The following is a 26,232-nucleotide window of genomic DNA, read 5'->3' as shown; positions in this document are numbered from 1 at the left end:
GAACAAATTAAAGCGACAAAATGGTGCGGGCGCAAAGCGGAAATGAAACCATGATGACCGATGTCGCGGCCCTCTGTGCGTGTCGCTAAAATATTGCGGCGGCCACAGTCCGCCGCCACAAATCGCAACTCACGCTTTTCTCACGAAGCAGGCTTTAAGGCCGACGGCGATATTATCCACTTTGCAGGAAATTTCGTGGTCGCCGTCCACCAGGCGGATGGGTTTGGACTTGGAGCCGCCTTTCAACACTTGGGAGCTGCCCAGTTTCAAATCTTTAATCAAAATGACGCAGTCGCCGTCGGCGAGCACGTTACCGTGGGCGTCCTTGACGACGCGGGCAGCTGTGGGTTCTTCGGCAGCCGGGCGCCGCTCCCATTCGTGACCGCAGGTAAGACATTCCCATTGATTCGGGGAGGCCAATAAATCGGTCGTTTCACACATTGGACAGGTGGTTGAATGCATCGGTAATTTGGGTTGGGTGGTTTCAGTGCGGAGTCCGCCTCAGCGGTACAGCGCAAAGCCAAAGCGAACGATGTCTGAGCGACGATTGTAAAGCAACAGGCTTTCGCCGTATCCGGTGAAGTATTGGGCCTCGAAATAGACGGCAGTTCCCGGGAGGCGATAAGTCAGATCGAACTGGCCGCTGGGATGATTGCCTTTGTGCCCCATGCGGCCGATGGCCGAAAGTTGAAGGTCTTTGTAAGTGAGCATGACGCGCAGATCAACGTAGCCGCGATATTCGTCCAAGTCGGGGTTGTCGTCCAAACCACCCAAATAACCCCACGCGCGCGGTTGCACGGTGAGGTGCAGACCAGCGGGATAACCGAGCGTCAACGTCGGGCGAAAATAAGCGATATTCAGACTGCGTGAGTTCGCGCCATCTTTGCCATTGGATTCGTGTTGTGCGCCCGCCTGCAGATCCAGACGATACCAGTTGGTTGCGCCGCCGCCGAGGATTCCTTCGTAGATATAGAGCAACTCCGGTTTGTAACCGGAATCAAAGAACGGCGCGGAGGGAGCGCTCAAATCCCAGAGCGAAGTCTGGGTGTAAGCGAAGTTGAATCCGTTGAGCCACGGTTGATTTGAATCGGCAATCTGGTAGCGAAATCCAAATTGAAACTTGGCGTTCGGATCCTTGTGCCCGGCGATGAAGTAAATGGGTTCGTAGGGAAAAATGTGGCGCTTAAAAAACGCCACGGGATCGAAAGTGGCTGCCGATTTCGCCGCGCCTGGCTCGACGCCATCGTTGAGTTGGGCGGAGCCGGGGACCGCCAGCAAGACGGCGATCAGCCCTGCGGCGAGGAGGGTTTGGGGGCGCATGGTTTGTTGACTAATTGTGCTTTCAACCAGTTCGCGCGCGTAACAATCGAACTAAATGCAGTTCCATTCGTGCGCGGAAACGAGTCAGTTGCCGGGCACGGTCAGGTGAAAAATTTTGTCGTCAAAACAAAGCACATAAATTTCGCCGTCCTCCGTCTCGGCGAAACTGGCGACGTTCTTGGGTTGATCCAGCAACGTGCTGGATTCCGTCACCTTTCCGTTGGCGTAACGCAGCCCCCAAATTGTGCCGAGATTGAAATCAGCGTACACGTAAACGCCGCGCAACGCGGGATATTTTTGACCGCGATACACATAGCCGCCGGTCACGCTCAGGCCGGGACTGTGATCGGGAAATTTCGCCTGACTTTTCAAGTTGACGTTATGCGGGTAGTCAATGACGGGATCAAGATATTGCGCGCCCTTCGGACCGGGTTTGAAGTGATGGAAACCTTCGCGCACGGCCCAGCCGTAGTTGCCGCCTTTGACGACGAGATCAATTTCCTCCCACTCGTCCTGCCCCACGTCGCCGACCCAGAGGTCGCCGGTCTCGCGATCCCAACTGTAACGCCATGGATTCCGCAGGCCGTAGGCGTAAATTTCCTGGCGGACGCCGTAACGATCGGGTTCACCGACGAGCGGGTTGTCCGTTGGAATCCCGTATTCCAATTTGGTGTCGGTGCGGCCCCAGCGTTTCGGGACGGTCGTGCGGCTGTTCACGTCTATGCGCAGGATTTTGCCCAGCAGCACGGCGGTATTCTGTCCATTGCCGTGGGGATCATTGCCCGCGCCACCATCGCCCAGACCAATGTAAAGATAGCCGTCGGGACCAAAGCTGACTTGCCCGCCTTTGTGATTGCCGTAGGGCTGGGGCACCGTCATCAAAATGCGCTCGGAGGACAGGTCGGCTTTACGGGGATCGGTGGTTGAAATTTTCAACTCACTGATCACGCTGCGCCGGGGATTCTGTTGGTTGTAATAAATGTAAAGCCGGCCGTTGGCTTTGAACTGCGGATGAAAGGCGAGGCTGAGAAAACCTTCCTCGTTGTCCACATGCGGTTTGCGGCTTTCAATGTTGAGGAATTCCGTCGCCTCCGCGCCGGTGCCGGTCTTGGGCAGGATCGTCGCCTTGCCGCGTTGTTCCACGATGACCACGCGCCCTGAACCATCCGGCACTTCAGTCATCCAAACCGGGCGATCCAGTTTCAAGGCGGGGAAAACGGTTTCCAAAGCGACGCGGGGCAGTTCCGCTTGCAGGGAGCTGCCAGTCACCAACAGACCGGCGCCGAAAGAAAGAATGCTGCGGCACAAGATGCTCTTCATGCGCCCATTATTAAGTTTGTTATTTCGACAGGCAAACCGATTTACGAAAAACCTCACGGCGGAAAGCCCAGCGTCAGTTTCACCGCGGAATACTCCGGATGGATTTCGCCGCTGCGCGTGCGGATGATCAATTCCGGTTCCATCCACGTTTGGCCGCGAAACCATTCGGGCAAATCCGGACCGCGCATCAAGCCCAGCAGTTCGATTACCGGCGGTTCGGTTTCGCGAAAAATGATCGGACGCCGTCGCACGATGACCAATCCCGCCGCCTTGGCGCCGGCTTCCGCGCGGGCCCGTTGCAATGGTTCAGCCGGAAAGACGCAGGCCAGAAAACCGCCGGGTGCGAGCTGTCGAGCGGCGGTGGCACAATAGTCGGCGATCGTGCCGCGCAACTCGAAGCGACAGGCCAGCTTTTGTGGATGCTCGCTTTCCACTCCTGCGCCGACGGGAAAATAGGGCGGACTGGCGGTGATGAGATCGAATTTTTCGTCCGGCGCAAGCCTGTCCGGCTCACGAAAATCGCCGTGCCGGATTTCATAGCGATCCGTCAATCCATTGTAACGCGCGGATTTTTGCGCCAACGCCACGCTTTCATCCTGCGCCTCAATCGTCACGAAACGCGCGCCGGGCAGTCGCCACGCGCAGATCATTCCGACGGTGCCCAGGCCGCTGCCCAGATCCAGCGCGGTGCGCGCGGTGGGACACCAACTGGTGCCGTACCAGGCCACCAGCAAATCATCAGTGGAGAAGCGGTGTCCCTCGCGCAATTGGAACAAGCGAAAGTGACCGCTGATAGCGTCCAGGGTTTCGTGTGTTTCCAGTTTCACGCCGGAGTTGAAGCCGGGCGGAACCGGACCAGGTTTGGCCCAACCTTTGAAATGTGAAGCTGGGTTCACCGATGGTCCGGCAGTTTGACGAAATTAACCGCGAGTTGCTCGCCATGGAGTTCCAATAACGCCACGCTGCGTTCCGCGCCGTATTTCGGTTTGCCGGCGTAACCGGGATTGAGAAACAGCGTGCCGCCGAGATATTGCTGAAATTTCTGGTGCGTATGGCCGAACAAAACGAGTTGCGGTTTTTCCCGTTTGATCCGCGCCTCGAGTTCACTGGCCGGAGCGTAAGGCGTCACGATGTGGTGGAGGAGCGCTTTCATCGTTCCCAGCGTTTTGACCTGGGTGAGGGGCAGGGATAAACCGACGTCGGTGTTACCCAACACGGCGGTGGTGGGCGCGAGGCTTTCGAGTTGGGTGAGGATCCAGTCCGAGCCAACGTCCCCGGCGTGCAAAATGTGATCCACGCCTCGGAAAATTTGTTCGAGGCGCGGCTCAAAGAAATCGTGCGTGTCAGAAATCAGACCAATTTTCATGCGCGTTCAATGTTGCGGATGCCGGGGAGTATGAAGGAATTGGTTCGCGCCAGCAATTACGCTTTGGCTTCCTCGGGTTTGGCTTCCGGTTCGGCTTCACCGGACTCCTCTGGCTCGCGCGCTCCGGCAACTTTGTCCGCCGGCGATTCCGCGGTGGCGGTCAGCTTGGCGGCGGCGACAAAGAGCGCGGTGAAGAGTCCACCGCTCAACAGGGTGTTGCGGAAGAATTCCCAAGTCTGGGGCCAGCCGCCCGTGCCCTTGGTCAGCGCGATGATCCAACCCATCAAAGTTTTGCTGTATTCCGGATTGTGGAAAGGATTGATCAACCAAGAAGCCGTGTTGGTGATGAGATAAAACAACATGGCCCCCAGAATTCCGCCGCCCAGCAGAGCCATGAACGAGGCGGTGGGTTTGAAACGCTTTCCCAACAGGATGATCGCCCCGTAGGCGGCGTAGTTGAACAGCAGATGCGAAAGGTTGGCGGGTTTCCAGACATCATAATCGAGGGCCAGCCAATAATACGTGTTCAAAGCCAGATCGCTGATGAGCACGGTACCCCACAACAGCCACCAAGAAAGACGGCCCACAAAAAAGACGCCCGCGCAAAACATCAAGGCATACGCCACGCTGAAGTTTTTCGGCAAAACTCCAGGAATGCGCGAAAGCGCGAACGCCAGCATCAATAGCACCGGTAGAATTTTACTCCACTTTTCTTTCAAGCCACCAAATGATAATTCCCGGCGAAACTTGGACAAGCTTTTCGATATTCTGCATGAGGACGCGGATTTGTTGATTATCAACAAACCCGCGGATCTCGTTTGCCATCCCACCAAAGGCGACGCCTATTCCAGCTTGATCAGCTGCGTGCGATTGCATCTTGGCGCGGATGCCAAGCCGCATTTGGTGAACCGCTTGGATCGCGAGACGAGCGGCGTGACGGTGGTGGCCAAAACTGCGGTTGTCGCGGGCGAATTGGGAAAACTATGGGAAACACGGTCGGTGGAAAAGGAATACGTTGCCATCGTTCACGGTTGGTTGCGCGAGGAACACGGTTTGATTGACGCGCCGTTGGGCAAGGACGAACAAAGCGTTGTCGCCATCAAAGATTGTGTTCGCGCCGATGGAACTCCGGCACAGACGGAGTTTTGGGTGCAAAACCGTTTTGATCGTGCCGAGGGGGATTTTACTTTGCTGCGGCTGCTGCCGAAGACCGGGCGCAAACATCAAATCCGCATCCATCTCGCGCATCTTGGTCATCCCATCGTGGGCGACAAAATTTACGGCGGTGATGAAACGCTTTATCTCGCTTTGGTGGAGCGACGGTTGACGGACGCGCAACGCACCCGGCTCATCCTGCCGAATCACGCCTTGCATGCGAGCGCCGTGCGTTTTGAGTGGCGTGGGCAACCGCTGGAATTTCGCTGCGCACCGGAAGCGTGGTTTCAGGATTTTTTAACCACGGATGGACACGGATAAACACGAATTACGGAAATAATCTTGCGTGAATTTCGTGAATTAGCGCCGATTCAATCCCATGCCCGAAAATTCGCGCAGCTCGGGTAAAACCGTTTTTTCATCCGTGTTTATCCGTGTCCATCCGTGGTTAAACCTCCGCTTTCCGGCTTGATTCACCGGCCTTTCATCCGAATCCTCTGCACATGGATAAACCGGATCAGTTGCGCGAATTGTGGCGAATGCAAGATGCCTTGAACCAACGTATTGGCGTCGTAACTGAAAACATGTCCGAGGCTGAAAAGACGAAATGGCTGCTGAACTATTCGCGCGCCATGACCCAGGAGATTGCCGAGCTGGTGGACAGTGTGCCGTGGAAATGGTGGGCCAAGTATCAGCAATTTGACGAGCAGAACGCGCGCGTCGAAGTGGTGGACTTGTTCCATTTTCTCATCAGCATGGCGCAGGTGCTCGGCATGAGCGCGGACGACGTGTTTGCCGCTTATTGCAAAAAGAACCAGGTGAATTTCAAACGCCAGGAAACCGGCTATCGCGTCAAAGACGAGCAGGATTCCAAACACATCTGAACATTCGTTGCGATCCGCGCGCAAAAGCACTAATTTAAGCCGCGATGAATTTTGACTACCAATCATTCTTCGAGCGCCGCAAGGAAATTTGCGGCGGGGAACTGGTCATCAAAGGCACGCGCGTCACGGTGCGGACTTTGTTGGCCAGCCTCGCGGAAGGCGCGGCGGTGGAAGAGATTCGCGCCGATTACCCGACCGTTTCCACCGAGGCCATGCGCGCGGTGATCGCTTTCGCCGCCATGTCGTCGGTGGAGGATTTGCCCGTGCCGCCACTTCCCGTGGCCGCATGAAAATCAAGCTGGACGAGAACCTGCCTGAATCGCTTTTGGCGCGGCTGACGGAGTTGGGGCATCAAGCGGACAACGTGCGGCTGGAGCGGCTTGCCGGGAAACCAGACCCGACCGTTTGGCAGGCGGCGCAGCAGAGCGAAAGATTTTTCATCACGCAGGATCTGGATTTTTCAGACATTCGACGATTCGCCCCCGGAACGCATCATGGTTTGATGCTGATCCGAATGCGTGAGCCGGGGCGAAAGGCGTTGCTGGCAAAGGTCGCCGATGTCTTCGCCGCGAATGAAGTGGAAAATTGGGCCGGCGCGTTCGTGTTGTTGACGGATAACAAACTCCGCATTCACGCGCGGCCTGCCAAGCAATAAAAGCCCGAGCACGACTCAAAATATATTTGAACGGGTCGAGTGTGATGTCGGTATGAATTTTTGGGCATAGCAGTGATTTCATTTTGGCGCGCGAAATTTTCTCGGCAATCGCGCTTGAATCTCTACCATCGCGCCATGAACAAAGCGATCCGCCTCCCCGCTGCCCGCGTTCCGGTGCCTGCCCGCTGGCGCAAGGAGATCGCCCGGGTACTGCTCACGGATCAGATGATCGCCCGGCGTGTTGCCGCGTTGGCGCGGGAGATTGAACGCGATTTCGTGGGCAGCGATCTGATGGTGATTTCGTTGCTCAACGGTACCGTGATGTTCATCGGCGATTTGTTGCGCCGCCTTTCGCAGCCGTTGCGGCTCGATTTCATCGGCGTCTCCAGTTACGGAAAGGGGACGGAATCCGGGCAGTTGGTTTTCACGAAAGAACTGAGGCTGGATGCCCGGGGGCGTGACGTGTTGTTGGTGGATGACATTCTCGATACCGGGCGCACGTTGCGGCGCGTCTTGGAGAAACTGCGGGCGCTCGGACCGAAACGCATCCGCACCTGCGTCCTGCTCGATAAACCGTCGCGCCGCGCCGAACCGATCAAAGCGGATTATATCGGCTTCACAATCCCGGACGAATTTGTCGTGGGCTACGGACTCGATTTCGCCGAAAAATACCGCAACCTGCCGTTTGTGGGGGTGTTGCGCCCGGAACTTTATTTGCCGCCGACTCCCCGGCAACCGTCGCGACGAAAATCGAAACCGCCGCGACCGCGATAGTGCGGGCGGCCTGCGTTTTTCGTCACGAATTGAAGTCGCAGTCTGGACGCGGAAAATCCAAGTCGTTACTGTTGCCCCCCGACATGACGAACCAACCTTTACCCACCCCGTTGCGCTGGCGGTTGCTTATTGCCGCCGGCATCGTGCTGTTGGGCAGTGGCGCGTATTTATTGCGGGAATGGATTGGCGTGCGTGGCCAGGCCGGCGCCGGCATTTTTTGTTTCTTCGGGTTGGTGGCCATGTTTTCGGCCAATCTGCGGGCGGTGCGCTGGTCCACGATTGGCTGGGGCGTAACGCTGCAATTGGTCCTGGCGTTGCTCGTTTTGAAAGTGCCGTTCATCAAAACCTTGTTTGAACTGGCCAAGGATGTCGTCGTCAGCTTCATCAATTTCTCCGATCAAGGCGGCGAGTTTGTCTTCGGCAACCTGGCGCGACCGGGCGACATTGCGCTGAATCCGGGGAAGGAATTCATGTTCATGTTCGCCTTCAAGGTGTTGCCGCCGATTCTGTTTGTGTCCGCGTTTTTCACAATGCTTTACCACTACGGCATTTTACAGCGCATCGTCCGTTTCATGGCGCGCGCGATGGTGCATCTGATGGGCACGAGCGGCGCCGAAACCTTGTCCGTCTCGGCCAACGTCTTCATGGGACAAACCGAGGCGCCGCTGATCGTGAAGCCGTACGTGCCGCGCATGACCAATTCCGAATTGTTCGTGCTGATGGCCAGTGGTTTTGCGCACATCTCCGGCGCCATGATGGTGGTGTATATCAGTTACGGCGCCGATCCGGTGGCGGTCCTGATCACCTGCATCATGGCCTGTCCGTGCAGTTTGTACCTGTCCAAATTGTTTCTTCCGGAAACCAGCGTGCCCGAGACGGCCGGGGCCGTGCAGCGGGAAAAGGAAAAATCGCCTTATGTGAATGGAGTGGATGCCGTGGCCGCCGGCACCACCGACGGACTGAAGCTCGCGTTGAATGTGGCCGCGATGCTGATCGTATTCATTGCCTTCGTTGCCATGTTCGACGCCATCTTGGGAAAAATCGTGCCCGACTTGACGTTGTCGAAGCTGTTCGGTTGGATTTTTTCTCCGGCGGCCTTTTTGATGGGAGTGGAAGTGGCTGATGTGCCCAAGGTCGGTGCGTTGTTGGGAACGAAACTGGCCACCAACGAACACGTTGCCTTCCTGCTGATGAAAGGCTGGATGGCCACGCCGGATTTTATGAGCGAGCGCTCGTACGTGCTGGCGGCGTTTGCGCTGACCGGCTTCGCGAACTTCGCGTCCGTGGGCATCCAACTCGGCGGCATCGGCGCGATGGCCCCCGGGCGGCGGGCGGACCTGGCGCGCCTCGGAATGCGGGCGCTATTCGTCGGTTTCGTGGCGACGTTGCTGAACGCGGCGATTGCCGGAGTGTTGTTGTAAACTTGGTCGGAACGATTCGATTGGAGTTTGGGTGGAACGGGCCACTGGCCCGTTCTGTCGGGCTACCAGCCCGACAGCCGAACACAAAGAGTGCGAACTCAATGGGGTGCGATCTCCGTGCGCTCGGCTGGGCGGCAGGTTGCCGCCCAGAACGGCCAAGTTGGCCGTTCCACCTGAACCAACTGCATCGTTCCGGCTTAGGTGGCAGAATAACGCGACTGAACGGACATGCACGAGCTGACATTCCGGCTATCGCGCAGGCGTTACCTTACGGTTTTTCGCCGCGGCGCGGTACCGGCGCGCGTAATTTTTTATACAACCATTTTTCCAGGGGACGGAGCTGGAGCGGGCCGAGCCAGTTGTAAAACGGCGAGTAAATCAGCCGTACCCGCACGGTGGAGAGAAACATCGTCAGCGACGTGCGCAAGAGCGACGAGGTGACTTTTGATCCGATTTTATCGGTCCATTCGGTCGGCACTTCTTTGACGGTAAAGCCGGCCCGCTTGAGCGCGACGATTAAATTCACATCAAACGCCAGATCGGCGATGCGCAGGTTCGAGTGGATTTTCTCAATGGCGTCGCGGCGCATCACCTTGCACGGGCATTGCGTGTCTTTGATGTTCATCCAAAAGAGGGCTTGCACGACGATGTGAAAACAGCGGCTGGTGAAGCGGCGCAGCCAGGGTTGCGCCTGATGCAGCACGGCGCCCGGCAGCCAACGCGAACCAATGATGCAGTCCGCCTCGCCGATGCGCCGAACCAGGTCGTGAAACGCCTGGGGTGGTGAAGCGCCATCGGCATCCACATAACCCACCACTTCGGCCGTGCCCGCCAGCTTCAGTCCTTCAATGAGCGCGCCCCCCTTGCCGATTGGATCGGGAAAATCACGGAACGTGATGAAGTCAAAATCCCGCGCCACGGTTTCGATTACGCCGCGCGTGTTATCCCGGCAACCGTTAAGCACGACGCAGAGTTGAAACGGGCCGGGGTAGTGATCGCGGAAATAACGGCCGAATTCGCGCAGCACCGGTTCGATGCGCGCTTCCTCGTTGTACGCCGGAATAAGCAACAGCACACTGGGTTCGGCCACGCGCTTTCTTTAGCAGGCGCCGCGCTGAAAGTCGAATGTAGATTCTGACGAATGACGCCAAAAACGCGGGATGCGCTCGCGTCTCGACTTCCACCCGTCGGGATTTAACATGGGCGCGTCATGTCAAAAGTGGTCCGACTGCTTGCCGAGCTGATTGCCATCCCCAGCGTGAACCCCGCCTTTTTACCGGCGGCCCATCCGCACGCCGGAGAGAAACAGGTAGCCGAGTTTATCGCCAATGGCGCCAGCCGGGCCGGCTTGGCCGTTGCGTGGCAACGCGTGCTGCCGCAGCGAGCCAACGTCCTGGTGCGTTTGCGCCCGACCGGCAAAATTCGCCAGCGGGTTTTGTTGGCGCCTCATTTGGACACGGTGAACGTGGCCCGTGAAACGCAATTCAAACCCGTCCAGCGTCACGGAAGGATTTATGGTCGCGGCGCGTGCGACACCAAAGGTTCGGTGGCGGTGATGTTGCAAGCTTTACTTGATTTGGCGGCAGCGGCACAACGTCCGCAGACAACCGAAATTATTTTCGTCGGGTTGGTGGATGAGGAAAGCGGGCAAAGCGGATCGCGTTATCTGGCAGCCAAAAAATTTCGTGCCGACCTGGCCATCGTGGGCGAACCGACCCGGCTTGCGGTGGCCACCGCGCACAAGGGCAGCGTGTGGTTGGAAGTGGTGACGCACGGACGCGCCGCGCACGGCTCGACCCCCTGGCACGGCGTCAACGCCATTCAAGCCATGGCGGAAGTGACGCAAGCTTTGGCGAACCGCTACGCCGCGCAACTAAAGAAGAAAAGTCATCGGCTGTTGGGGAGCGGGACGATCAACATCGGAACAATCCACGGCGGGGTGCAACCCAACATCGTGCCCGATTTCTGCCGAGTGGGCGTGGATCGGCGCACGCTGCCGGGGGAATCCGAAGCGTGGACGCGACAAAACCTGGCGGCATTTTTGAAGGCGGCCGGCCTGGCCGCGAAGGTCGGCAACGTGAAATTAAAACTGTGTCCCGCGTTGGAAACCGATCCGCGCGAGCCGTTGGTGCGTCAGTTTTTGCGATTGAACCGTCAGCAGCAGGCCGTCGGGTTGAACTATTTTTGCGATGCCGCCGTGCTGGCCGGAGGCGGGATTCCGAGCGTGGTGTTTGGTCCCGGCGACATTGCGCAGGCGCACACCGCTGACGAATGGATCACGGTTGCGCAGCTTGAACAAGGTCGGGTGAAGCTGTTGCGCTTCCTGAAATCGCTTCCTTGAATCGCGTCGCTTACGTATCGTCCCCGCCGCATGGCTTCCGAAGCACCAGTGCCCGCTAAAACTCAGTCCGCCGATTCGTCGGGCAATTTCTTTCGCCAGAGCGGTTGGCTGATGCTCGCCAACATCATCGGCGGAATATTGGCGCTGGGGGTACACTTTCTCAACAAACGCATTTCCGCCTCGGAGTACAGTATTTTTGGCACGTTGCTGATGGTGACGGCGTTTCTGCCGACGCTCCCGTTGCAGATGGTGTTTGCGCAACAAACCGCCAGCGCGCTGGCTTTGGGGCGGCAACGCCAGTTGGCCGCGACCATTCGCCGCGCCAGTGCGGGAATCATCGGCGTCTGGTTGTTGATCGCGGTGATGGTGCTTTCATTCCACAGCCAAATTCAGCGCGCCTGGGAATTGCCGGGCGTTTGGCCGTTGATCGTGACGTTGCTCGCCGTGTTGGTGGCTTTACTCGCGCCGCTTTACACGGGAGTGCTGCAAGGCAAACAGGATTTTCTCTGGATGGGTTGGTCGGCAGTGGGCGCGGCCCTGGGACGCATCGTCATCGCTGCGGTTCTGGTTCTGGCTTTTGCCGGTGGCGCTACGAGCATGGTGTTGGGAGTTTTCCTGGGCGTGGGCATTGGTCTGGTCATTGCGCTGTGGCGCTCGCGGGAATTGTGGACGCTGCCTGGCGAGGCGTTTGATGGCAAAAGTCTTTGGCGCCAGGTCGGGCCGCTGATCCTGGGGTTTGGCGTGTGTCAGTTCATGTTTACCACGGACACGATGTATGCCAAGGCGTTCTTTCCGGGCGCGGAGATGAAGCAATACGTGGCGGCGGGAACCTTGGCGCGCGCGTTGTTGTGGTTGGTCTTGCCGCTCGCGGCGGTGATGTTCCCGAAATTGGTGCATAGCAGCGCCAAATCCGAAAAGACGAATCTTTTCGGTATCGTGCTGTTGGGCACGGCGATTCTGGCCATTGGCGGTGCCATTGGTTTGTGGCTGCTCGGCCCCGTGGCGGTAAGAATTGTGTATCAACCCGAGGACGTGCCCGGCACGGTGGCGTTGCTGCCATGGTACACCGGGGCGATGATTCCGCTCGCGCTGGCCAACGTCATGGCGAATGACCTGCTCGCACGATCAAAATTTGCCGCCGTGCCGTGGATGGTGGCCGTGGCCGCGGGCTACGCCGTCGTCTTGCCGCTGCTGTTGAAACAATTCCCGGGACGCATGGAAGTGGTGCTGCAAACCCTGGCCGCGTTCAACGTCCTGCTTTTCGTGGTCTGTGGTTGGTTCACCTGGCGCAAACCGACGGCAAGAAATTGACTTGGTCGCCAGATGTGACGGACACAAAATCGAGCTGGGATTGTCGCGGGTTGGCGAGCGTCATGGAGTGCGCCGGCAGAACGCAGCGTCAACGGCGCCTTCGGACGCGCGAGGAGTTTCTGATTTGAGGTGGGTGTCGTGCGGGCGAAAAGCGGTGTCGCGCTGCGCTTTCCACAGCGACCAAAGCCCTCGGGTAATGAGTCCTGGACAACCGGCGGCGGCGGGCGCAAAGTCAGGCGCGTGACTGGAATCAGCAGTAGTACTTTAGAAGGCGGATGACCAACAACCGTCATTTGTTCAATTAGAAAATTGTGTGAGTTATACTGTGGCTACATCTACTCCAATACTGCTCAAGACTTTTGATACGGCTATAGCTGAAAAGATTTCACCATTTTTCACGCCGTTGGGGGCGCGGCATGTAGTTGGGGAGTCGTGCTACGACGAAAGGCTTGGACCTAGTTCTCTCAAATTGAAATCCTACGCGGAATTGGATGGGCGGTTTTTCTGGTGGATTAACCGCTTTATTGTGGACGGCACAACGCTCGATATCGCTTTTGGGGACCGTGAATTTCTGATTGAAACGGCTATTTTCTACGACAAGATAAAGAATCACTTCGCTCCATGGGAGCTGTTGAGTGCCGCCAAAGTCCCCAATGCCCATGTCATTTCGGGTGAAGCCTGGGTTCTCGAACCAGATTTCATGGTTCGCATTGTTGAGCGAATGGCTCAAGGCATACAACAGCACTGGAACATTATTAGCAAAGCAACACCGCCGCTAATTGATCGTGTATGTGTCATGCGTAATAGCAGGATGATTTTTAATCAAGAAGAACAAAGAAGGAAGGATCGTGAACGGGCAAGCACGCACGCTTCCGCAGCTTTCCACGCTGGCCGTTATGCAGAAGCTAGAAGCTTATTAGAGCCTTTCAAGCGAGACCGCGAGTTGCCCCCTTCGGCCGCCAAGATTCTTGAATTGGCCGAAAAGAAACTTTCGTGATGATGGGAACGGTTGAGTTAAATTACTCCCACTCAATCGTCCTGGGCGGCTTGCCGATAGCTGATTATTTCTGCGCCGTCAAATCCACGATGTCCGCGTGGGGCAGCACATGACGGAAATGCGTCGGGTTCGCCGTTACGACCGTTTGGCAGTTTGCTTTTGACGCACATTCTGCGATTAACGCATCAAAAAGAATCCGTCCTTGAACTCCGTGGCCCGGCGCGGACTTGATGACTCGCGCTTTTTCCTCGTCGCTCAGGGAAATCCAATCCACAAACCCGTCCAGCGATTCCAAAAGTTGTAGCGCCATCGTGGGGGGAACTCTCATCCGTCCCGTCGCCGCACAGTAGAATTCCGCGCGCGAACGGCGGGCGGCGAAACAATCGCCGTTAAAAACCGAATCGGCGGCAGTGTGAAAATCATCCGCCGCGCATTGCAATGCCAATAACGCGCTCGTGTCCCAAAAATCAGATTTCATCGCGGATCGCGTTGACGACGTTGGCGGAATTCACGCCAGCGGGTAGTTCGCCCGTCCAAATGATCCGCCCCTTGCGCTTGACTAATTTTCCCACAGAAGGCACAGCCTCGATGATGATTTTGCCGGGCACGGCCACGGCGCGCAGCTGTTGCTTGGATTTGAAACCCGCGATCGCTCGCAACTCGCGCGGAACCGGCAGGCGATTGAAATTATCAAGCGAAACAATCGTGCTCATGCCAGCAAACTGGCAGTAAGTTGACAGGCTGTCAATTTACTCCCACTCAATCGTTCCGGGCGGCTTGCTGGTGATGTCAAAGACGCAGCGGTTCACGCTTTAGTTCAATTCCCAGACCCGCATCAACGGGCGGTTGGCGCTGCGTCGGATTTCGTTGGCGCGTTGTTGCATGGCCACCAGACGACGAAGTTTTTCCTCAATGGGCAACGCCGCCGCCGCTTTGCGGCTACGGTCTTTGCCAGCAAAAATTTCCCGGGCGATTGCCGTTGGCGTATTGGCATTCACGGCTTGAGTTTATACTTTTTCCAGAGGTTCTGCAATTGGTGACGGGTTAGAATCTCCATCAAACTCTCCACATCCACGTCGGCCTGTTCCAGCAAAAGAGCAATCCGTGTGAAATCCTTGGCGCGTCCGGTTTTCAGGGCGATGGCGATGAGATGCTCCACCCGCATCACGCGCGTGTGCGTCGGCCCGACGGTTCTTTCGATCGCCTCCCGGATGGCTTCCTCGGTCAGCGCATCATAGGCAGGAATCAATTGAACCAACGTTCCCGCCAGCCATAGATGTTCGCGCTCCTCGGTCGCGCCACGTTGTTTGAGAAAATCATAAATCGGCGTGAGGGAGATCAAGCCGTCGGAAGTTTTGAGCAAGATAAACGCGTCCAAATCTTCCGTGACGACTGCCTCCGCGTAAAAAAAACCTGCCATCGCGCCGCCAATCGCATAACGCTCCACGAGTCCACCGGACTCAAGTTCGTTCAGGATAGCGAGCGTCTTTTGCATGGTGGAATTTTACTCCCACTCAATCGTTCCGGGCGGTTTGCTGGTGATGTCGAAGACGCAGCGGTTCACGCCTTTGACTTCGTTGATGATGCGGCTGGCGAGTTTTTCCAGCAGGTTGTAGGGCAGCTTCACCCAGTCGGCGGTCATGCCGTCCTGCGATTCCACGGCGCGGATGGCAATGGTGAAATCGTAGGTGCGTTCGTCGCCCATCACGCCAACGCTGCGCACAGGCAGCAACACGGCGAAGCTCTGCCAGATTTTGTAGTAAAGCCCGCTGGCTTTCATTTCCTCGACCACGATGGCGTCGGCGTTGCGCAAAATCTCGCAACGCGCGGGCGTGACTTCACCGAGGATGCGCACGGCGAGGCCCGGTCCGGGGAAGGGTTGTCGCCAGACGATTTCTTTGGGCACGCCGAGTTCTTCACCCAGCAGACGCACTTCATCCTTGAACAGGCATTTCAGCGGTTCGACGAGTTGAAATTTCATCCGCTTCGGCAACCCGCCGACGTTGTGATGGCTCTTGATGAGCGCGGCGGGATTGCCCGCGATGGGCACGGATTCAATGACGTCGGGATACAGCGTGCCTTGGGCCAGAAACTTGGCGCGGCCCGCGCGTTTGGTTGCGGCCTCGAAAACTTCAATGAACGTCCGACCGATAATTTTCCGCTTCTTTTCCGGGTCCGTCACACCTTTGAGTCGGGCGAGAAAGATTTTGGATGCGTCTTCGTATTGCAGTTTGACGTGGAAATGTTTGCCAAACACCTGTCGCACGACCTCGGCTTCACGCGCGCGCAGCACGCCATTGTTGACAAAGATGCAGGTCAGTTGATCACCAATCGCCCGGTGCAGGAGCGCCGCCGCCACGCTCGAGTCCACGCCACCGCTTAAACCCAAAATGACCCGTTCCCTGCCGACTTGGGCCCGAATTTCTTCCACGGCCTGTTCGAGGTAATTGCGCATCGTCCAGGATTTGCCGCAACCGCAAACGCGATGCACAAAGTTGGCGAGGATGTCCTTGCCGCGCGGGGTGTGCGCGACCTCGGGATGAAATTGCAGACCGAAGAACTTTCGGTCGCGATGTTCGATGGCGGCGAACTCCGAGTTGGCCGTGACCGCCACGGCTTTGAAGCCGCGCGGAAGTTGGGTGAGCTTGTCGCCGTGCGAATTCCACACCTGCAAAGTTTTCGGCAGTCGCGCGAACAACTGGCAGCGCGGATCGCGTACGGTGAGGGCGCTTTTGCCGTATTCCCGTTTGCGCCCCGGCTCTACCTGGCCGCCCAGGAAATGCGCGAGGAGCTGCATGCCGAAACAAATGCCGAGCACCGGCACGTCCAGATCGAAAATTCTGCGATCCGGTTTCGGCGCGTTCTTCGCATAGACACTTGAAGGGCCGCCGGACAGGATGAGGCCGCTGGGTTTCAACCGCATGATTTCCGCCGTCGGCGTGTCGTAGGGCAGGATGGTGGAATAGACGTTGCACTCGCGGATGCGTCGCGCAATGACCTGCGTGTATTGCGAGCCAAAGTCGAGGATAACGATTTGTTCAGTCATACAATCGGCAGCGCGGACATTACGAAAATGTCATTTTGTCCAGGCAAAGATTCAAAGCTTAACCCAGAATGCGGCGGCCTTCGTCGAGGAAGATGCCCTTGAAATTCATTTCCAACGCCTGCGGATTCGAGGCTTTGGCCAGCGCTTCCTTTTCGGAAACAATCCCGTCCTTGACGAGCTGGAACAGGGATTGATTGAAATTCAGCATCCCGTCGTCAGTGCCGGTTTCGATGGCGGCGCCCAATTTATCGAGGCGATTTTCCTCGATCAATTTCTTGATCGTGGGCGTGTTGATCATGATTTCCAACGCGGGAGTCATGCGACCCGCGATGGTCGGCACCATGCGTTGGCAAATCACCGCCTGAAAGGTGCCGGCGAGTTGGCGACGGATTTGTTCGCGTTCGCCAGCTTCAAAGAAATCCAGCACGCGCGTGACGGATTGCGGCGCGTTGGTGGTGTGTAACGTCGAAAGCACCAGGTGACCAGTATCGGCGGCGCTCATCGCGGCGGAGAAGCTGGTGCTATCACGCATTTCCCCGATCATGATGATGTCCGGGTCCTGCCGCAGCACGTGCTTGAGCGCGTGGTTGAAGGAAAGCGTATCAAGCCCCACCTCGCGCTGTTCGATCACGGATTGGTTGTCTTCAAAGACAAATTCAATCGGGTCTTCGAGCGTGACGATATGGCGTTTGAAATTGCTGTTGATGTGCTCGATCATGGCCGCCAGCGTGGTGGACTTGCCGCTGCCGGTGGCGCCGGCGACGAGCACAATGCCGCGCGGCGATTCCGCGATCTGCTTGAGCTGCGGCAGCAAACCAAGTTCCTCGAAGCTCGGCACCTGCGTTTTGACGTAACGCATGGCCAGACACCACTGGCCCCGTTGCTGGAACAGGTTGGTGCGGAAGCGGCCCACGTCCGGCACGAAATAGGAGAAGTCTGCCTCCCGCTCCTCTTCCAATTTCTTTTTCAGGTGCGCCGGCGCGATGGTGGCCACCACCTGGTTCATCCATTCTTCCGAGGGATTGGGACATTCAATCGCAATCAATTCCCGATTGATCCGAAAAATCACCGGCGCGCCAATTTTGAGATGCACGTCCGAGGCATGGCCATCCACGGCCGTTTTCAAAATTTTGTAGAACAATTCCATGCGCCGAGCCTAGCAGAGCGGGGGCGAAACACCATCCTGGAAAAATGGAAATCTATCGCCACTGGCGAACGAAAAGCCGATCCTGAAACCAGCACCGACTGATGTGGGTTTCCGAGTGAAGTGGGAACAACCGGACTTTGGAAACGCTGATTGCAGCTTATTCCGCCAGAAGGCCGCTCATGGATTGCAGACGCGCCTCGGCTTGCGAGGTCAAGCTCGTGAACACCATGGAAACGTGGTAGCCCTCGTGCTTGTTTCCCAGGCAATCCACCACGACGCCGGTGCAATTGATGGGGGTGTTATCGGTGGGCGAGACCAGCGAGACGGTCATTTCCACCCAGTTGGGGAAGGCGGTTTCACTGCGAAATTCGATGCCATTCTTGTGGATGATCACCGCATCGGGCGACAGGCTCAGGCTGATCTGTCGGGAGCTGACGGTAACGGGTTGGTCGGCGGCGGTTCGGTGGCTAAATTTTCTCGCACTCATGTTTTTTAAGACGTGGCAACGTAACATATCCATGCCGAGCGTCAAATTCATGCGGGCCAAAATTAGTACGGATGCTTGATTTATCCAGGGAATTAGCTGGTGAGATGTCGCGCACTTCGGCACAGTGGCCGTCGGGTCTTTTTATGCGCATAGCCAATCTAAATCCGGACTCCGACATCGGCGCCAGTTCCTGGTTTGTCGAAATGGAGGACCATCGCATCTTGCTGGATGCCGGGATGCACCCCAAGCGCGAAGGTCGGGAGGCCATTCCCATGTATCGGTTGATTGATCGGCAGGGTGTTGAAGCCGTGGCGATTTCCCATTGTCATCACGATCACGTTGGCTCGTTGCCGCTGGCGTTGCGCCAGTTTCCCAAGGCGCACGCCATCCTGCCCAAGCAAAGCTATTTCATCGTCGAACGGGTGCTCCACAATTCCGTGAACGTGATGACGCGCCAGCGCGAGGAGTTGGGCATCAAAGATTACCCACTCTACACGCACGACGAAGTGGATGAGTTGGCGCCGCGGTTTCAAGGCTTTCGTTACCATCGGGGAATCGAATGGGCGGCTTTCGAAAAAGCCAAGGCGGGGTTTTTCTCGCCGGAACTGGAATTTTACGATGCCGGTCACACTCTGGGATCGGCGGGCATTATGTTGCGTGGACAAAAGCGAACGCTGTTCTACACCGGCGATGTTTGCTTTCATGACCAGACCCTCCTGCGTGCGGCGAATTTTGACGGCGTGGAAGCCGAGGTCCTGATCCTGGAAACCACGCGCGGCGACCGGCCGGCGGCGACCGGAGTGACACGGGCGACGGAAGTGGATCGCTTGGTGGCGGCCATCCAAAAAACTTTGAAGCGCAAGGGTTGCGTGTTGATTCCGGCGTTTGCCTTGGGGCGCATGCAGGAAATTCTGGCGTTGCTCGCCTTGCTGATGCGCGAAGGAAAGTTAAAGCGACAGCCAATTTTCATCAGCGGTTTGGGCCGGGTGTTCACCGAGATTTACGATCTCGAAGCGCATCGGACCAATCGCAATCACAGCAATCTACAGTTGCACGAGGCGTTGCAATTGGTGGTATTGGATCCGGGGCAGAGCGAGCGCATGAAGCTTTCCGGCGGCCGCATTTTTGTGGTTTCGTCCGGCATGATGGCGGAGAAAACCGCCGCGCACGATCTGGCGGCGCGCATGATCGGTGACGAACGGCAATCCATTTTCTTTGTGGGGTATGCCGACCCCAGCACGCCGGGCGGAAGATTGAAAGCAGCGCGGCCCGGTGAAACCTTTGTGTTCAGTCCCAGCGCCGGGCGCGTGACGCGACAGTGCGAAGTGCTGGACTTTGATTTGACCGCGCACGCGAATCGCGAGGATTTACTGGACTTCGTGGGGCAGGTTTCGCCCCGGACCGTATTGCTCGGGCACGGCGGCGCGGCCTCGCGGCGCTGGTTCGCGGAACAAATTCGTCAGCGACATCCCAAGATCAAGGTCATTCAGCCTGCGCCAGGAGAATTCGTCTCACTTTGAAACGCAGCGAACGTCCGGGCCGCTCGAGTTGACTTGCTTGAGCGGATGGTTGGATGCGTTCGAACGGAGCGTCACCGCTGATGCCAGCGGTGAGAGGTTGGGTGATTGATTTACAGCTTCGCGGTGAAACGGCGCAGGCGCGTCATGGCTTCCTTGATATTGGTCAGGCTGGTGGCATAAGCACAGCGAACGAAGCCTTCGCCACATTCACCAAAGGCGGTGCCGGGGACCACGGCCACTTTTTCCTCCGCAAGTAATTTCAAGGCGAATTCCTTGGCGGTCAGTTTGAATTTCGCCACGCTTGGAAAGGCATAGAACGCGCCGAGCGGGCGATGACATTCCAGGCCCATCTCGGCAAAGGCGTTGACGATGAAATTTCGGCGGCGCCGATATTCGCCCACCATTTCGTTGACTTCCATCCCGGCGCGGTTCAGAGCTTCAATCGCCGCTTTTTGCGCGAGTGAGGAGGCGCAGAGCATGGTGTATTGATGGATCTTCATCATGGCTTCGATCAACTCCGCCGGGCCGCAGGCGTAACCGAGACGGTAGCCGGTCATCGCCCATGCTTTTGAGAAGCCGTGCAGAAAAATCGTGCGGTCACGTAAACCGGGGATGGCCACGAGGCTCGTGTGCGGAGTGTCGTAGGTCATTTCGGCGTAGATTTCATCCGTGATGACGATAAGGTCTTTTTCGATCGCAAATTGCGCGAGGTCTTCCAGGTCCTCCCGGCTCATGATCGCGCCGGTGGGGTTGTTGGGAAAATTCAGCATCAAGACCTTGGTCTTGGGCGTGCATTTCGCTTCGAGCATCGCGCGCGTGAGCCGGAAACCGTTTTCAGCCCGGGTCGCAACGGCTACCGGATTGCCGCCGGCGAACAAAATCGTCGCGCGATAGGAAACGTAGCAAGGTTCGTGGTAAAGCACTTCGTCCCCGGGTCGCAGCAACGCGCGCAACGCGAGATCGAGCGCCTCGCTCACGCCCACGGTGACCAGGACTTCATTGTCGGGGTTGTATTCCGCGCCGAAATGTTTCGCAACGTATCTGGCCAACGCCTGGCGCAGTTCCAAATAACCCAGGTTGCTCGAATAATGCGTCGCGCCGCGTTCCACCGCAAAGATGGTGGCTTCGCGCACGGACCAGGGCGTATCAAAATCCGGTTCGCCAATGCCCAGGCTGATGACGTCTTTCATCGTCGAAACGATGTCGAAGAAGTCGCGGATGCCGGAGCGCGGAATGTCGCGGACGACCGGATTGATGCGATTAAGGAGTGACTGAGAGCCGTTCATCAGAATTCTCCACTTGCATCAGCACGCCCAGACGCTTGTAGGTTTTCAACATAAAATGGGTGGACGTGGACAACACCCCTTCGAGCGGAGACAGTTTTTCGCTCACGAACGAGCCGATCTCCCGCAGGTTATGGCCTTCCACAAAGAGCAACAAATCGTACGCGCCACTCATCAGATAGGCTGAACGCACCTCGGGAAATTTACTGATGCGCTCGGCGATGCGGTTGAAGCCACCTTCGCGTTGCGGGGTGATCTTGACTTCGATGACGGCGGTGAGCGTATCCAGGTCCAGTTGGTCCTCGTTCAGCACCGCCTGATAACCGCGGATGACCCCGGCCTGCTCGTAGGCTGCGATGCGGCGCGCAATCTCGGCCGTGGATTGATCAAGTTGTTTGGCTAGGCTTTCGTGACTTTCGAGCGCGTTGCGCTGCAATAATTTCAGCAATTCGTCCATATTAACTATTGTTGCCACGCGCAACGTACTGCCTTGGCGGTTGGCGAGTCGAGCCGGAACGCAACGCAAGGGTGTTAATTGTTTTAAGTATAACTTCATGCTTGCGCTTCTAGTGAGAATTTCTCAATTATTTAACAGTTCTTTTCCAGTCGTCCGCAAGAATCGTTTCTTTGTGGACGGAGTCTTTGCGTTGCGAGGACTCGAATCCCTTCAAAACACGACCAAATGTTTTTCCGTTCGCTAGTAGAACACCTCGACGCGCGCGAGCCGCGCGTCCCGGTGTGCTTTGCTAGCGGGCCGCTTGGTCGTGGCCTTGAAGGGGAGTGCGCTGGGCGCGCATTGCGGCGCCAACGCTTGCTCTCTTTCAGGAAATTCAGGATGGGGCTTCGAGTCCGCGCAAAAGTGCGGATTAAACCAACATAAACTCGAAAAAACCATGAAAGCCTCAAATTCCATTCAGTTCCGGCGGGTCATGGGTTGCGTACTCGCCCTCGGTCTGCTCGTTTCAAACCGCGTTGTTGCCCAACCGCTCCCACCCGGTGGCGGTGGTGGTGGCGACACCAACGGCACCAGCTTTATCGTAAACACCAATCGCAATTACGCGAAATACATGGACCATGCCTTTACGTTGATTGACACCAACACCGCCGCCGTGCTGGACACAAACCTGTATGCGGCATTGCTAACCTTCCCAGCGGATACCAACACAGAGCCAAACCTGCAAATCCTGTTGCGCGGCACCAATACGCTGCTCATCAGAGCGAATCACTTTGATTATTCAGCGGAAACCGAGCGCGATTTTGCGCTGTTGATCTGCGACAAGGCGGAAACGCCGGTTTGGAAGGCAATTGATTTTCTTGGCGCATCCGACAGTCAGGACGGCTGGCTGGTGCAGGGCACCGTGCCGAATTGGAAGGTGACGGACCCGATGTATTTTCAAGTTTCCAATTTCGCGCGGGACTGCAACGCGTTCTTCCGGGCAATTCCGTATCACGGGCCGGAAATCACTTTTCTCTCGCCGCAGCCTTACGACGTGGTTAGCAACACCATCATACTGGAAGTCGCCGTGCAAGACCTGACCGGCATCACCAACGCACAGTTTGAAGTGACGGTGGATGGGATGCCGGCGCGATACAGCTTGGAAACAAACAACGCCATCGTTCTTCACACGAAATACAATCCGAACGGCTGGGGAAATTTTTACCTCAATGCCGTCAACCGGGCGCGGGTGTACAATTTGACCAATGCTCCCGATAACGCCAAAACTTTCTTTTCCGGTTCTGCCTCCTTACCGCTCGAATTTGAAAATGATACGTACCTGCTCTTTGCCAGCGATAACGCCACGCCGGACATTGGGACGAACTATTTTTATTTCGTCACCGACAAGCCGCAGGCCGTGACCGCCTCCATTTACAATCCTGAAACCGGACAGACGCTGAAATCGTTTAGCGGGTATGTCCCTTATGCCGCGACCATTGTGTTGGATTGGAATTTTACCGGGGCAGGCGGCGGCGCGTACACCAACGACACCTACGCGGTTAATTTTGAAACTACGGACGCAAACTCCAATGCAACCACCATCACCGTTACAAATAAAATTGACCGGGACCGGGTGCGGTTGGCGGCGGGATGTTTTATCACCTATCAATGGGAGGACCCTGCTTTTGTTCAAGGTCAGGCTCTGAACAGTCAGGCGGCAACTTGGTTGCAAGGAACATTAACTCAGCTATACAACGACCTATACAAGCCTCTGTCGCTGACGCAATACACGGTCAATGACATCGGCACGAATCGGAATCACGGCGGGTGCATCCCGTTTGATGCTTGGACCGTTGGGTGGGGGTATATTTTGAATGTTCTTTCAAACAAGTCGCTTTATTCCGATCTGACCATTGGGCAGGCGCACGGCTCGGGAGCGACGATTGGCGGCGGGGATTATTTACCTTCCACATTTGACCCGTTCGATCTCCAACGCTGGATTTTTGGGATTGGCGACAACACGCATCGGCGCTTGCGAAAATCGGCTCTGTGGACGTGCTACAATGGGAATCTTTATCTAACCTCGGCCGGGGTTGATTATCTCAGTTGGCCGGGAGCTTGCGGCATCCGTCCGGAAGGTTTGCAGGTCAGTAGCCTGAGTTACAAGAACTGTGGCTTGTTCTTCGCTGGTGGGTTGCCGCAAGGTTTTAATGATGTCGAACTTGGCGGAGAAAAAGCCACGGCGGTAGCAGCGGCGGCACTGGATCAAACTTGGATTTGCGGCCGGTATCAATACCCAGGGGGCTGTGACCCGACTTACTCGTGGCGCTTTGCCTGCCAAGCCACCATCAATCGGTTTGAAGGAATGAGTAAAGCAATCCCAAGCTTGGCTGGTTTCAAAAAGTGTGTTTACACAGCCAACCAAGATGAACTATTGCGAGATAACGATGTCAGCCAAGTTAAAGAAAACTGAGTTATACAAAATGAAGACAGTCCTTCGCCAAGCGTTTCTCGTGGGGTTATGCGTAACAGCACTTTTCTTGGCGTTCCTGGCTCTGAGAGCCAAGAACGCCAGACCGCCAGACGAAAAGATTGTGCTTACGTCCGCGACAAACATTCCGGGGCAAGTCCCGCAAATGACAACGCGCGCCTTTGAGTATTCGGCTAAAGACAGAGCCGACTTGGAAAAGCGGTTCAATGAAAAATTCAAGCCTGTGATAAACAAATGGTGTCAGGCTTATGCGGGACGGATTCCCTTTTCCGCCGAAGAAGTAACATTTGAAACATTTCATTCTCGCCTCGCGGGCGGTATTTACACGTTTATGATTCGCGACATTACTTTTTCCATCCGGGAGCGAACGAATATTCCGGCAAAAGTCGTGTATATGACTCATGGCAAAACCTTGTTGACCTTGAATGACGTGTCGCCCACAGGAAAGCCTCGGGATTTAAGCCTGCCGATTTCAAGAGAAGAAGTCATTCAAATGGTCAAGGTTGATTGCGGAGTGACCTTCAAGCCTAACGAATGTCTGATAAGGCCAACAGGTGCATATGGAAACCTCAATGGCGGCGCAGATGTTAGCATGCTGCCGACCGGAGCTGATCCCAACAATGGCTTGGCCAGCAAGATTGACTTGGTCTTTGATGCAGATGGGAAACTAGTTTATTACGATCGTGATCCACTTTTCTAAATGGGATCTCATCGAATACAGATTCTCGCAGGCTTGGGGCTGCTAGTGGCAGGTTTACTGGTGGCCTTCTTAGTAGGCCACCAATTTCTTAAACCCGCCAAAATACCGCCCTCACCCACCACTCAGAGTCAGGTCAAAATCGGACTGGTGCCAATCAATACCAGACGCGCGACTGATTATTCAACGGAGGAAATGGCTGCCTTCGCCGAACGCTTTGAAAAAGCATTCAAGCCGGCGATTAAAAAGTGGTGTCTGGCCTACCAAGGCCGGATCCCCTTCAAGTTGGAAGCGGTCACGCCGGATAAATTTCACTCCAGACTGGCGGGAGGACTGTACACTTTCATGATTGATGGCACGACTTTGACCATTTCAGATTCCAAGCAGGGAACACGGGTCTTTTACATGATGACGCAAGAGGCGGCGCACGACCTTAATACCATTGGTGTTCACAACGGTCCGCGAAATCTTACCGTGCCCGTTACCCGAGAAGAAGTCTTGCGCATGGTCAAAGCTGATACCGGGGTGGACTTCCAACCGAATCAGGTTGAAATCAAACCTACCGCCGCCGCCTGCGCCGTGGACGGTGGCGCTTTTGTTGAAGTGGGGCGGCAGGTGCTTGGAGATTTGGAAATCATGACGGGAACCAATATCTCCTTTGTCGTTGCCGCTGATGGAAAACTCATCTGTTACCAACATTGAAATGGATCAGTTTCGTCCCGAGATGCTTATTTTTACAATCTTGATCCACTTTTCTAAATGGGGTGTTTGGCAAATGCCGATTATCGCGGAATTGGGATTATTGGTGGCCTTCTTAGCAGGCCACCAACTTCTTAAACCCGCCAAAATACCGCCCTCACCCACCACTCAGAGTCAGGCCAAAATCGGACTGGTGCCAATCAACACCAGACGTGCGGCTGATTATTCAACGGAAGAAATGATTGCGTTCGCCGAACGCTTTGAAAAGGCATTCAAGCCGGCGATTTAAAGACGGTGTCAGGCTTATGCGGGGCAGATTCCTTTTTCCGCCGAAGAAGTAACATTTGAAACATTTCATTCTCGTCTCGCGGGCAGCATTTACACGTTTATGATTCGCGACATTACTTTTTCCATCCGGGAGCGAACGAATATCCTGGCAAAAGTCGCGTATATGACTCATGGCGAAACCTTGTTGACCTTGAATGACGTGTCGCTCACAGGAAAACCTCGGGATTTAAGCAATTGCGCGACCTCTTCTTGAACCAGGATTACCGGGGAGGTTCAGTTTACACCCTTAAATTAGCCATTGGCAGCGTGGAGGCGACCTGCTAAGGTGAGCATCCGCTTGGAATCGAGCGGCAAGATTTAACCAGAAAACGAGATATGTCACAGCATCCCAGCCTCCGCGCCGCGTCCACTTTGGGCGGTAAACGCAGTGTTTTGAAACGGTTTGAGCGCATTGAAGTGCTCAAGAAACGCGGTCAATGGAAAGACGGCGACCGGATTACCGGCCTGCGCAAGACCAAGCCGGACGCCTGATCGTCGGTTTGACAACGGACGGCGGCGGAATTACCCGCGCCGTCGGTTCACGCCATTCCCAAA

31 protein-coding genes are annotated in these 26,232 nt (G+C 56.2%); 15 read left to right on the top strand and 16 right to left on the bottom strand.

The features are described from left to right. Positions 1-129: 129 nt before the first annotated feature. The 6 genes from M9920_05740 to M9920_05715 form a co-directional block, all read right to left on the bottom strand. Positions 130-441, bottom strand: coding sequence for a zinc ribbon domain-containing protein YjdM (locus M9920_05740; GenBank protein ID MCO5051786.1), 312 nt, complete (start codon positions 439-441; stop codon positions 130-132). Positions 442-501: 60 nt separating this feature from the next. Further along, on the bottom strand, positions 502-1,320 hold the full coding sequence (locus M9920_05735; GenBank protein MCO5051785.1) for a phospholipase A: 819 nt from the start codon (positions 1,318-1,320) through the stop codon (positions 502-504). Positions 1,321-1,404: 84 nt separating this feature from the next. Further along, entirely contained in the window at positions 1,405-2,640 is a 1,236-nt protein-coding gene (locus tag M9920_05730) for a PQQ-dependent sugar dehydrogenase (GenBank protein MCO5051784.1), read from the bottom strand. A gap of 53 nt (positions 2,641-2,693) precedes the next feature. Then, on the bottom strand, positions 2,694-3,467 hold the full coding sequence (locus tag M9920_05725; GenBank protein ID MCO5051783.1) for a methyltransferase: 774 nt from the start codon (positions 3,465-3,467) through the stop codon (positions 2,694-2,696). 65 nt (positions 3,468-3,532) lie between these two features. Next, the gene (locus M9920_05720) at positions 3,533-4,006 is read right to left on the bottom strand and encodes a metallophosphatase family protein (GenBank protein MCO5051782.1); all 474 of its coding nucleotides are present in this window, start codon (positions 4,004-4,006) and stop codon (positions 3,533-3,535) included. A gap of 56 nt (positions 4,007-4,062) precedes the next feature. Continuing rightward, on the bottom strand, positions 4,063-4,725 hold the full coding sequence (locus M9920_05715; protein ID MCO5051781.1) for a hypothetical protein: 663 nt from the start codon (positions 4,723-4,725) through the stop codon (positions 4,063-4,065). A gap of 28 nt (positions 4,726-4,753) precedes the next feature. Between M9920_05715 and M9920_05710 the strand changes: the two genes are divergently transcribed. The 6 genes from M9920_05710 to M9920_05685 all read left to right on the top strand — a co-directional run bounded on the left by M9920_05710 (position 4,754) and on the right by M9920_05685 (position 8,895). Then, positions 4,754-5,482, top strand: a complete 729-nt coding sequence (locus M9920_05710; protein ID MCO5051780.1) for an RluA family pseudouridine synthase — start codon at positions 4,754-4,756, stop codon at positions 5,480-5,482. Between the two features lie 182 nt (positions 5,483-5,664). Then, positions 5,665-6,045, top strand: a complete 381-nt coding sequence (locus M9920_05705; GenBank protein ID MCO5051779.1) for a dUTPase — start codon at positions 5,665-5,667, stop codon at positions 6,043-6,045. A gap of 44 nt (positions 6,046-6,089) precedes the next feature. Continuing rightward, positions 6,090-6,335, top strand: a complete 246-nt coding sequence (locus tag M9920_05700; protein ID MCO5051778.1) for a DUF433 domain-containing protein — start codon at positions 6,090-6,092, stop codon at positions 6,333-6,335. Beyond that, on the top strand, positions 6,332-6,700 hold the full coding sequence (locus M9920_05695; protein ID MCO5051777.1) for a DUF5615 family PIN-like protein: 369 nt from the start codon (positions 6,332-6,334) through the stop codon (positions 6,698-6,700). Before M9920_05700 ends, M9920_05695 begins: the two co-directional genes overlap by 4 nt. Before the next feature lie 135 nt (positions 6,701-6,835). Further along, the gene (hpt, locus tag M9920_05690; protein MCO5051776.1) at positions 6,836-7,474 is read left to right on the top strand and encodes a hypoxanthine phosphoribosyltransferase; all 639 of its coding nucleotides are present in this window, start codon (positions 6,836-6,838) and stop codon (positions 7,472-7,474) included. Between the two features lie 83 nt (positions 7,475-7,557). After that, complete coding sequence (locus M9920_05685; protein ID MCO5051775.1) at positions 7,558-8,895, top strand: Na+ dependent nucleoside transporter domain protein; 1,338 nt, start codon at positions 7,558-7,560, stop codon at positions 8,893-8,895. Positions 8,896-9,163: 268 nt separating this feature from the next. Here M9920_05685 and M9920_05680 read toward each other — a convergent pair whose 3' ends face one another. Further along, positions 9,164-9,985, bottom strand: a complete 822-nt coding sequence (locus M9920_05680) for a glycosyltransferase (GenBank protein ID MCO5051774.1) — start codon at positions 9,983-9,985, stop codon at positions 9,164-9,166. Positions 9,986-10,105: 120 nt separating this feature from the next. Between M9920_05680 and M9920_05675 the strand changes: the two genes are divergently transcribed. From M9920_05675 to M9920_05665, 3 genes are all read left to right on the top strand, one after another. Further along, on the top strand, positions 10,106-11,236 hold the full coding sequence (locus M9920_05675) for a M20/M25/M40 family metallo-hydrolase (protein MCO5051773.1): 1,131 nt from the start codon (positions 10,106-10,108) through the stop codon (positions 11,234-11,236). A gap of 30 nt (positions 11,237-11,266) precedes the next feature. After that, entirely contained in the window at positions 11,267-12,547 is a 1,281-nt protein-coding gene (locus tag M9920_05670) for a hypothetical protein (GenBank protein MCO5051772.1), read from the top strand. Between the two features lie 325 nt (positions 12,548-12,872). After that, positions 12,873-13,544, top strand: coding sequence for a hypothetical protein (locus M9920_05665; GenBank protein ID MCO5051771.1), 672 nt, complete (start codon positions 12,873-12,875; stop codon positions 13,542-13,544). 64 nt (positions 13,545-13,608) lie between these two features. Here the strand turns inward: M9920_05665 and M9920_05660 are convergent, their stop codons facing one another. The 7 genes from M9920_05660 to M9920_05630 all read right to left on the bottom strand — a co-directional run bounded on the left by M9920_05660 (position 13,609) and on the right by M9920_05630 (position 18,224). Further along, complete coding sequence (locus tag M9920_05660; GenBank protein ID MCO5051770.1) at positions 13,609-14,022, bottom strand: hypothetical protein; 414 nt, start codon at positions 14,020-14,022, stop codon at positions 13,609-13,611. Beyond that, a complete protein-coding gene (locus M9920_05655; GenBank protein ID MCO5051769.1) occupies positions 14,012-14,257 on the bottom strand; it encodes a hypothetical protein in 246 nt (81 codons plus the stop codon). Before M9920_05655 ends, M9920_05660 begins: the two co-directional genes overlap by 11 nt. A 99-nt stretch (positions 14,258-14,356) precedes the next feature. Continuing rightward, the gene (locus tag M9920_05650; protein MCO5051768.1) at positions 14,357-14,542 is read right to left on the bottom strand and encodes a hypothetical protein; all 186 of its coding nucleotides are present in this window, start codon (positions 14,540-14,542) and stop codon (positions 14,357-14,359) included. Continuing rightward, positions 14,539-15,039 carry a hypothetical protein gene (locus tag M9920_05645; protein MCO5051767.1) on the bottom strand — a complete coding sequence of 167 codons (501 nt, stop codon included), beginning with the start codon at positions 15,037-15,039 and terminating at the stop codon, positions 14,539-14,541. Before M9920_05645 ends, M9920_05650 begins: the two co-directional genes overlap by 4 nt. Positions 15,040-15,048: 9 nt before the next feature. Further along, positions 15,049-16,590 carry a glutamine-hydrolyzing GMP synthase gene (gene guaA / locus M9920_05640; GenBank protein ID MCO5051766.1) on the bottom strand — a complete coding sequence of 514 codons (1,542 nt, stop codon included), beginning with the start codon at positions 16,588-16,590 and terminating at the stop codon, positions 15,049-15,051. A 58-nt stretch (positions 16,591-16,648) separates the two neighbouring features. Then, entirely contained in the window at positions 16,649-17,737 is a 1,089-nt protein-coding gene (locus M9920_05635) for a PilT/PilU family type 4a pilus ATPase (GenBank protein ID MCO5051765.1), read from the bottom strand. Positions 17,738-17,894: 157 nt separating this feature from the next. Continuing rightward, on the bottom strand, positions 17,895-18,224 hold the full coding sequence (locus M9920_05630) for a hypothetical protein (GenBank protein ID MCO5051764.1): 330 nt from the start codon (positions 18,222-18,224) through the stop codon (positions 17,895-17,897). Positions 18,225-18,367: 143 nt separating this feature from the next. Here M9920_05630 and M9920_05625 point away from each other — a divergent pair, with 143 nt between their 5' ends. Next, positions 18,368-19,744 carry an MBL fold metallo-hydrolase gene (locus tag M9920_05625; GenBank protein ID MCO5051763.1) on the top strand — a complete coding sequence of 459 codons (1,377 nt, stop codon included), beginning with the start codon at positions 18,368-18,370 and terminating at the stop codon, positions 19,742-19,744. A 110-nt stretch (positions 19,745-19,854) separates the two neighbouring features. Here the strand turns inward: M9920_05625 and M9920_05620 are convergent, their stop codons facing one another. Beyond that, positions 19,855-21,030, bottom strand: coding sequence for an aminotransferase class I/II-fold pyridoxal phosphate-dependent enzyme (locus M9920_05620; GenBank protein ID MCO5051762.1), 1,176 nt, complete (start codon positions 21,028-21,030; stop codon positions 19,855-19,857). Further along, on the bottom strand, positions 21,005-21,484 hold the full coding sequence (locus M9920_05615) for an Lrp/AsnC family transcriptional regulator (GenBank protein ID MCO5051761.1): 480 nt from the start codon (positions 21,482-21,484) through the stop codon (positions 21,005-21,007). Before M9920_05615 ends, M9920_05620 begins: the two co-directional genes overlap by 26 nt. A 436-nt stretch (positions 21,485-21,920) precedes the next feature. On the opposite strand from M9920_05615, the gene M9920_05610 reads away from it, so the two are divergent. The 5 genes from M9920_05610 to M9920_05590 all read left to right on the top strand — a co-directional run bounded on the left by M9920_05610 (position 21,921) and on the right by M9920_05590 (position 26,169). After that, positions 21,921-23,936, top strand: a complete 2,016-nt coding sequence (locus tag M9920_05610) for a hypothetical protein (GenBank protein MCO5051760.1) — start codon at positions 21,921-21,923, stop codon at positions 23,934-23,936. Positions 23,937-23,946: 10 nt separating this feature from the next. Beyond that, positions 23,947-24,654, top strand: coding sequence for a hypothetical protein (locus M9920_05605; protein ID MCO5051759.1), 708 nt, complete (start codon positions 23,947-23,949; stop codon positions 24,652-24,654). A gap of 192 nt (positions 24,655-24,846) precedes the next feature. Then, the gene (locus M9920_05600) at positions 24,847-25,353 is read left to right on the top strand and encodes a hypothetical protein (protein MCO5051758.1); all 507 of its coding nucleotides are present in this window, start codon (positions 24,847-24,849) and stop codon (positions 25,351-25,353) included. A gap of 1 nt (position 25,354) precedes the next feature. After that, complete coding sequence (locus M9920_05595; protein ID MCO5051757.1) at positions 25,355-25,639, top strand: hypothetical protein; 285 nt, start codon at positions 25,355-25,357, stop codon at positions 25,637-25,639. A 374-nt stretch (positions 25,640-26,013) separates the two neighbouring features. Beyond that, positions 26,014-26,169 carry a small basic protein gene (locus M9920_05590; GenBank protein MCO5051756.1) on the top strand — a complete coding sequence of 52 codons (156 nt, stop codon included), beginning with the start codon at positions 26,014-26,016 and terminating at the stop codon, positions 26,167-26,169. Positions 26,170-26,232 lie beyond the last annotated feature (63 nt).

Source organism: Verrucomicrobiia bacterium (assembly GCA_023953615.1).
Classification (GTDB): domain Bacteria; phylum Verrucomicrobiota; class Verrucomicrobiia; order Limisphaerales; family JADLHS01; genus JADLHS01.
The sequence above is the reverse complement of the archived record's forward strand: the minus strand, read 5'-3'. Positions and strand labels throughout refer to the sequence as shown.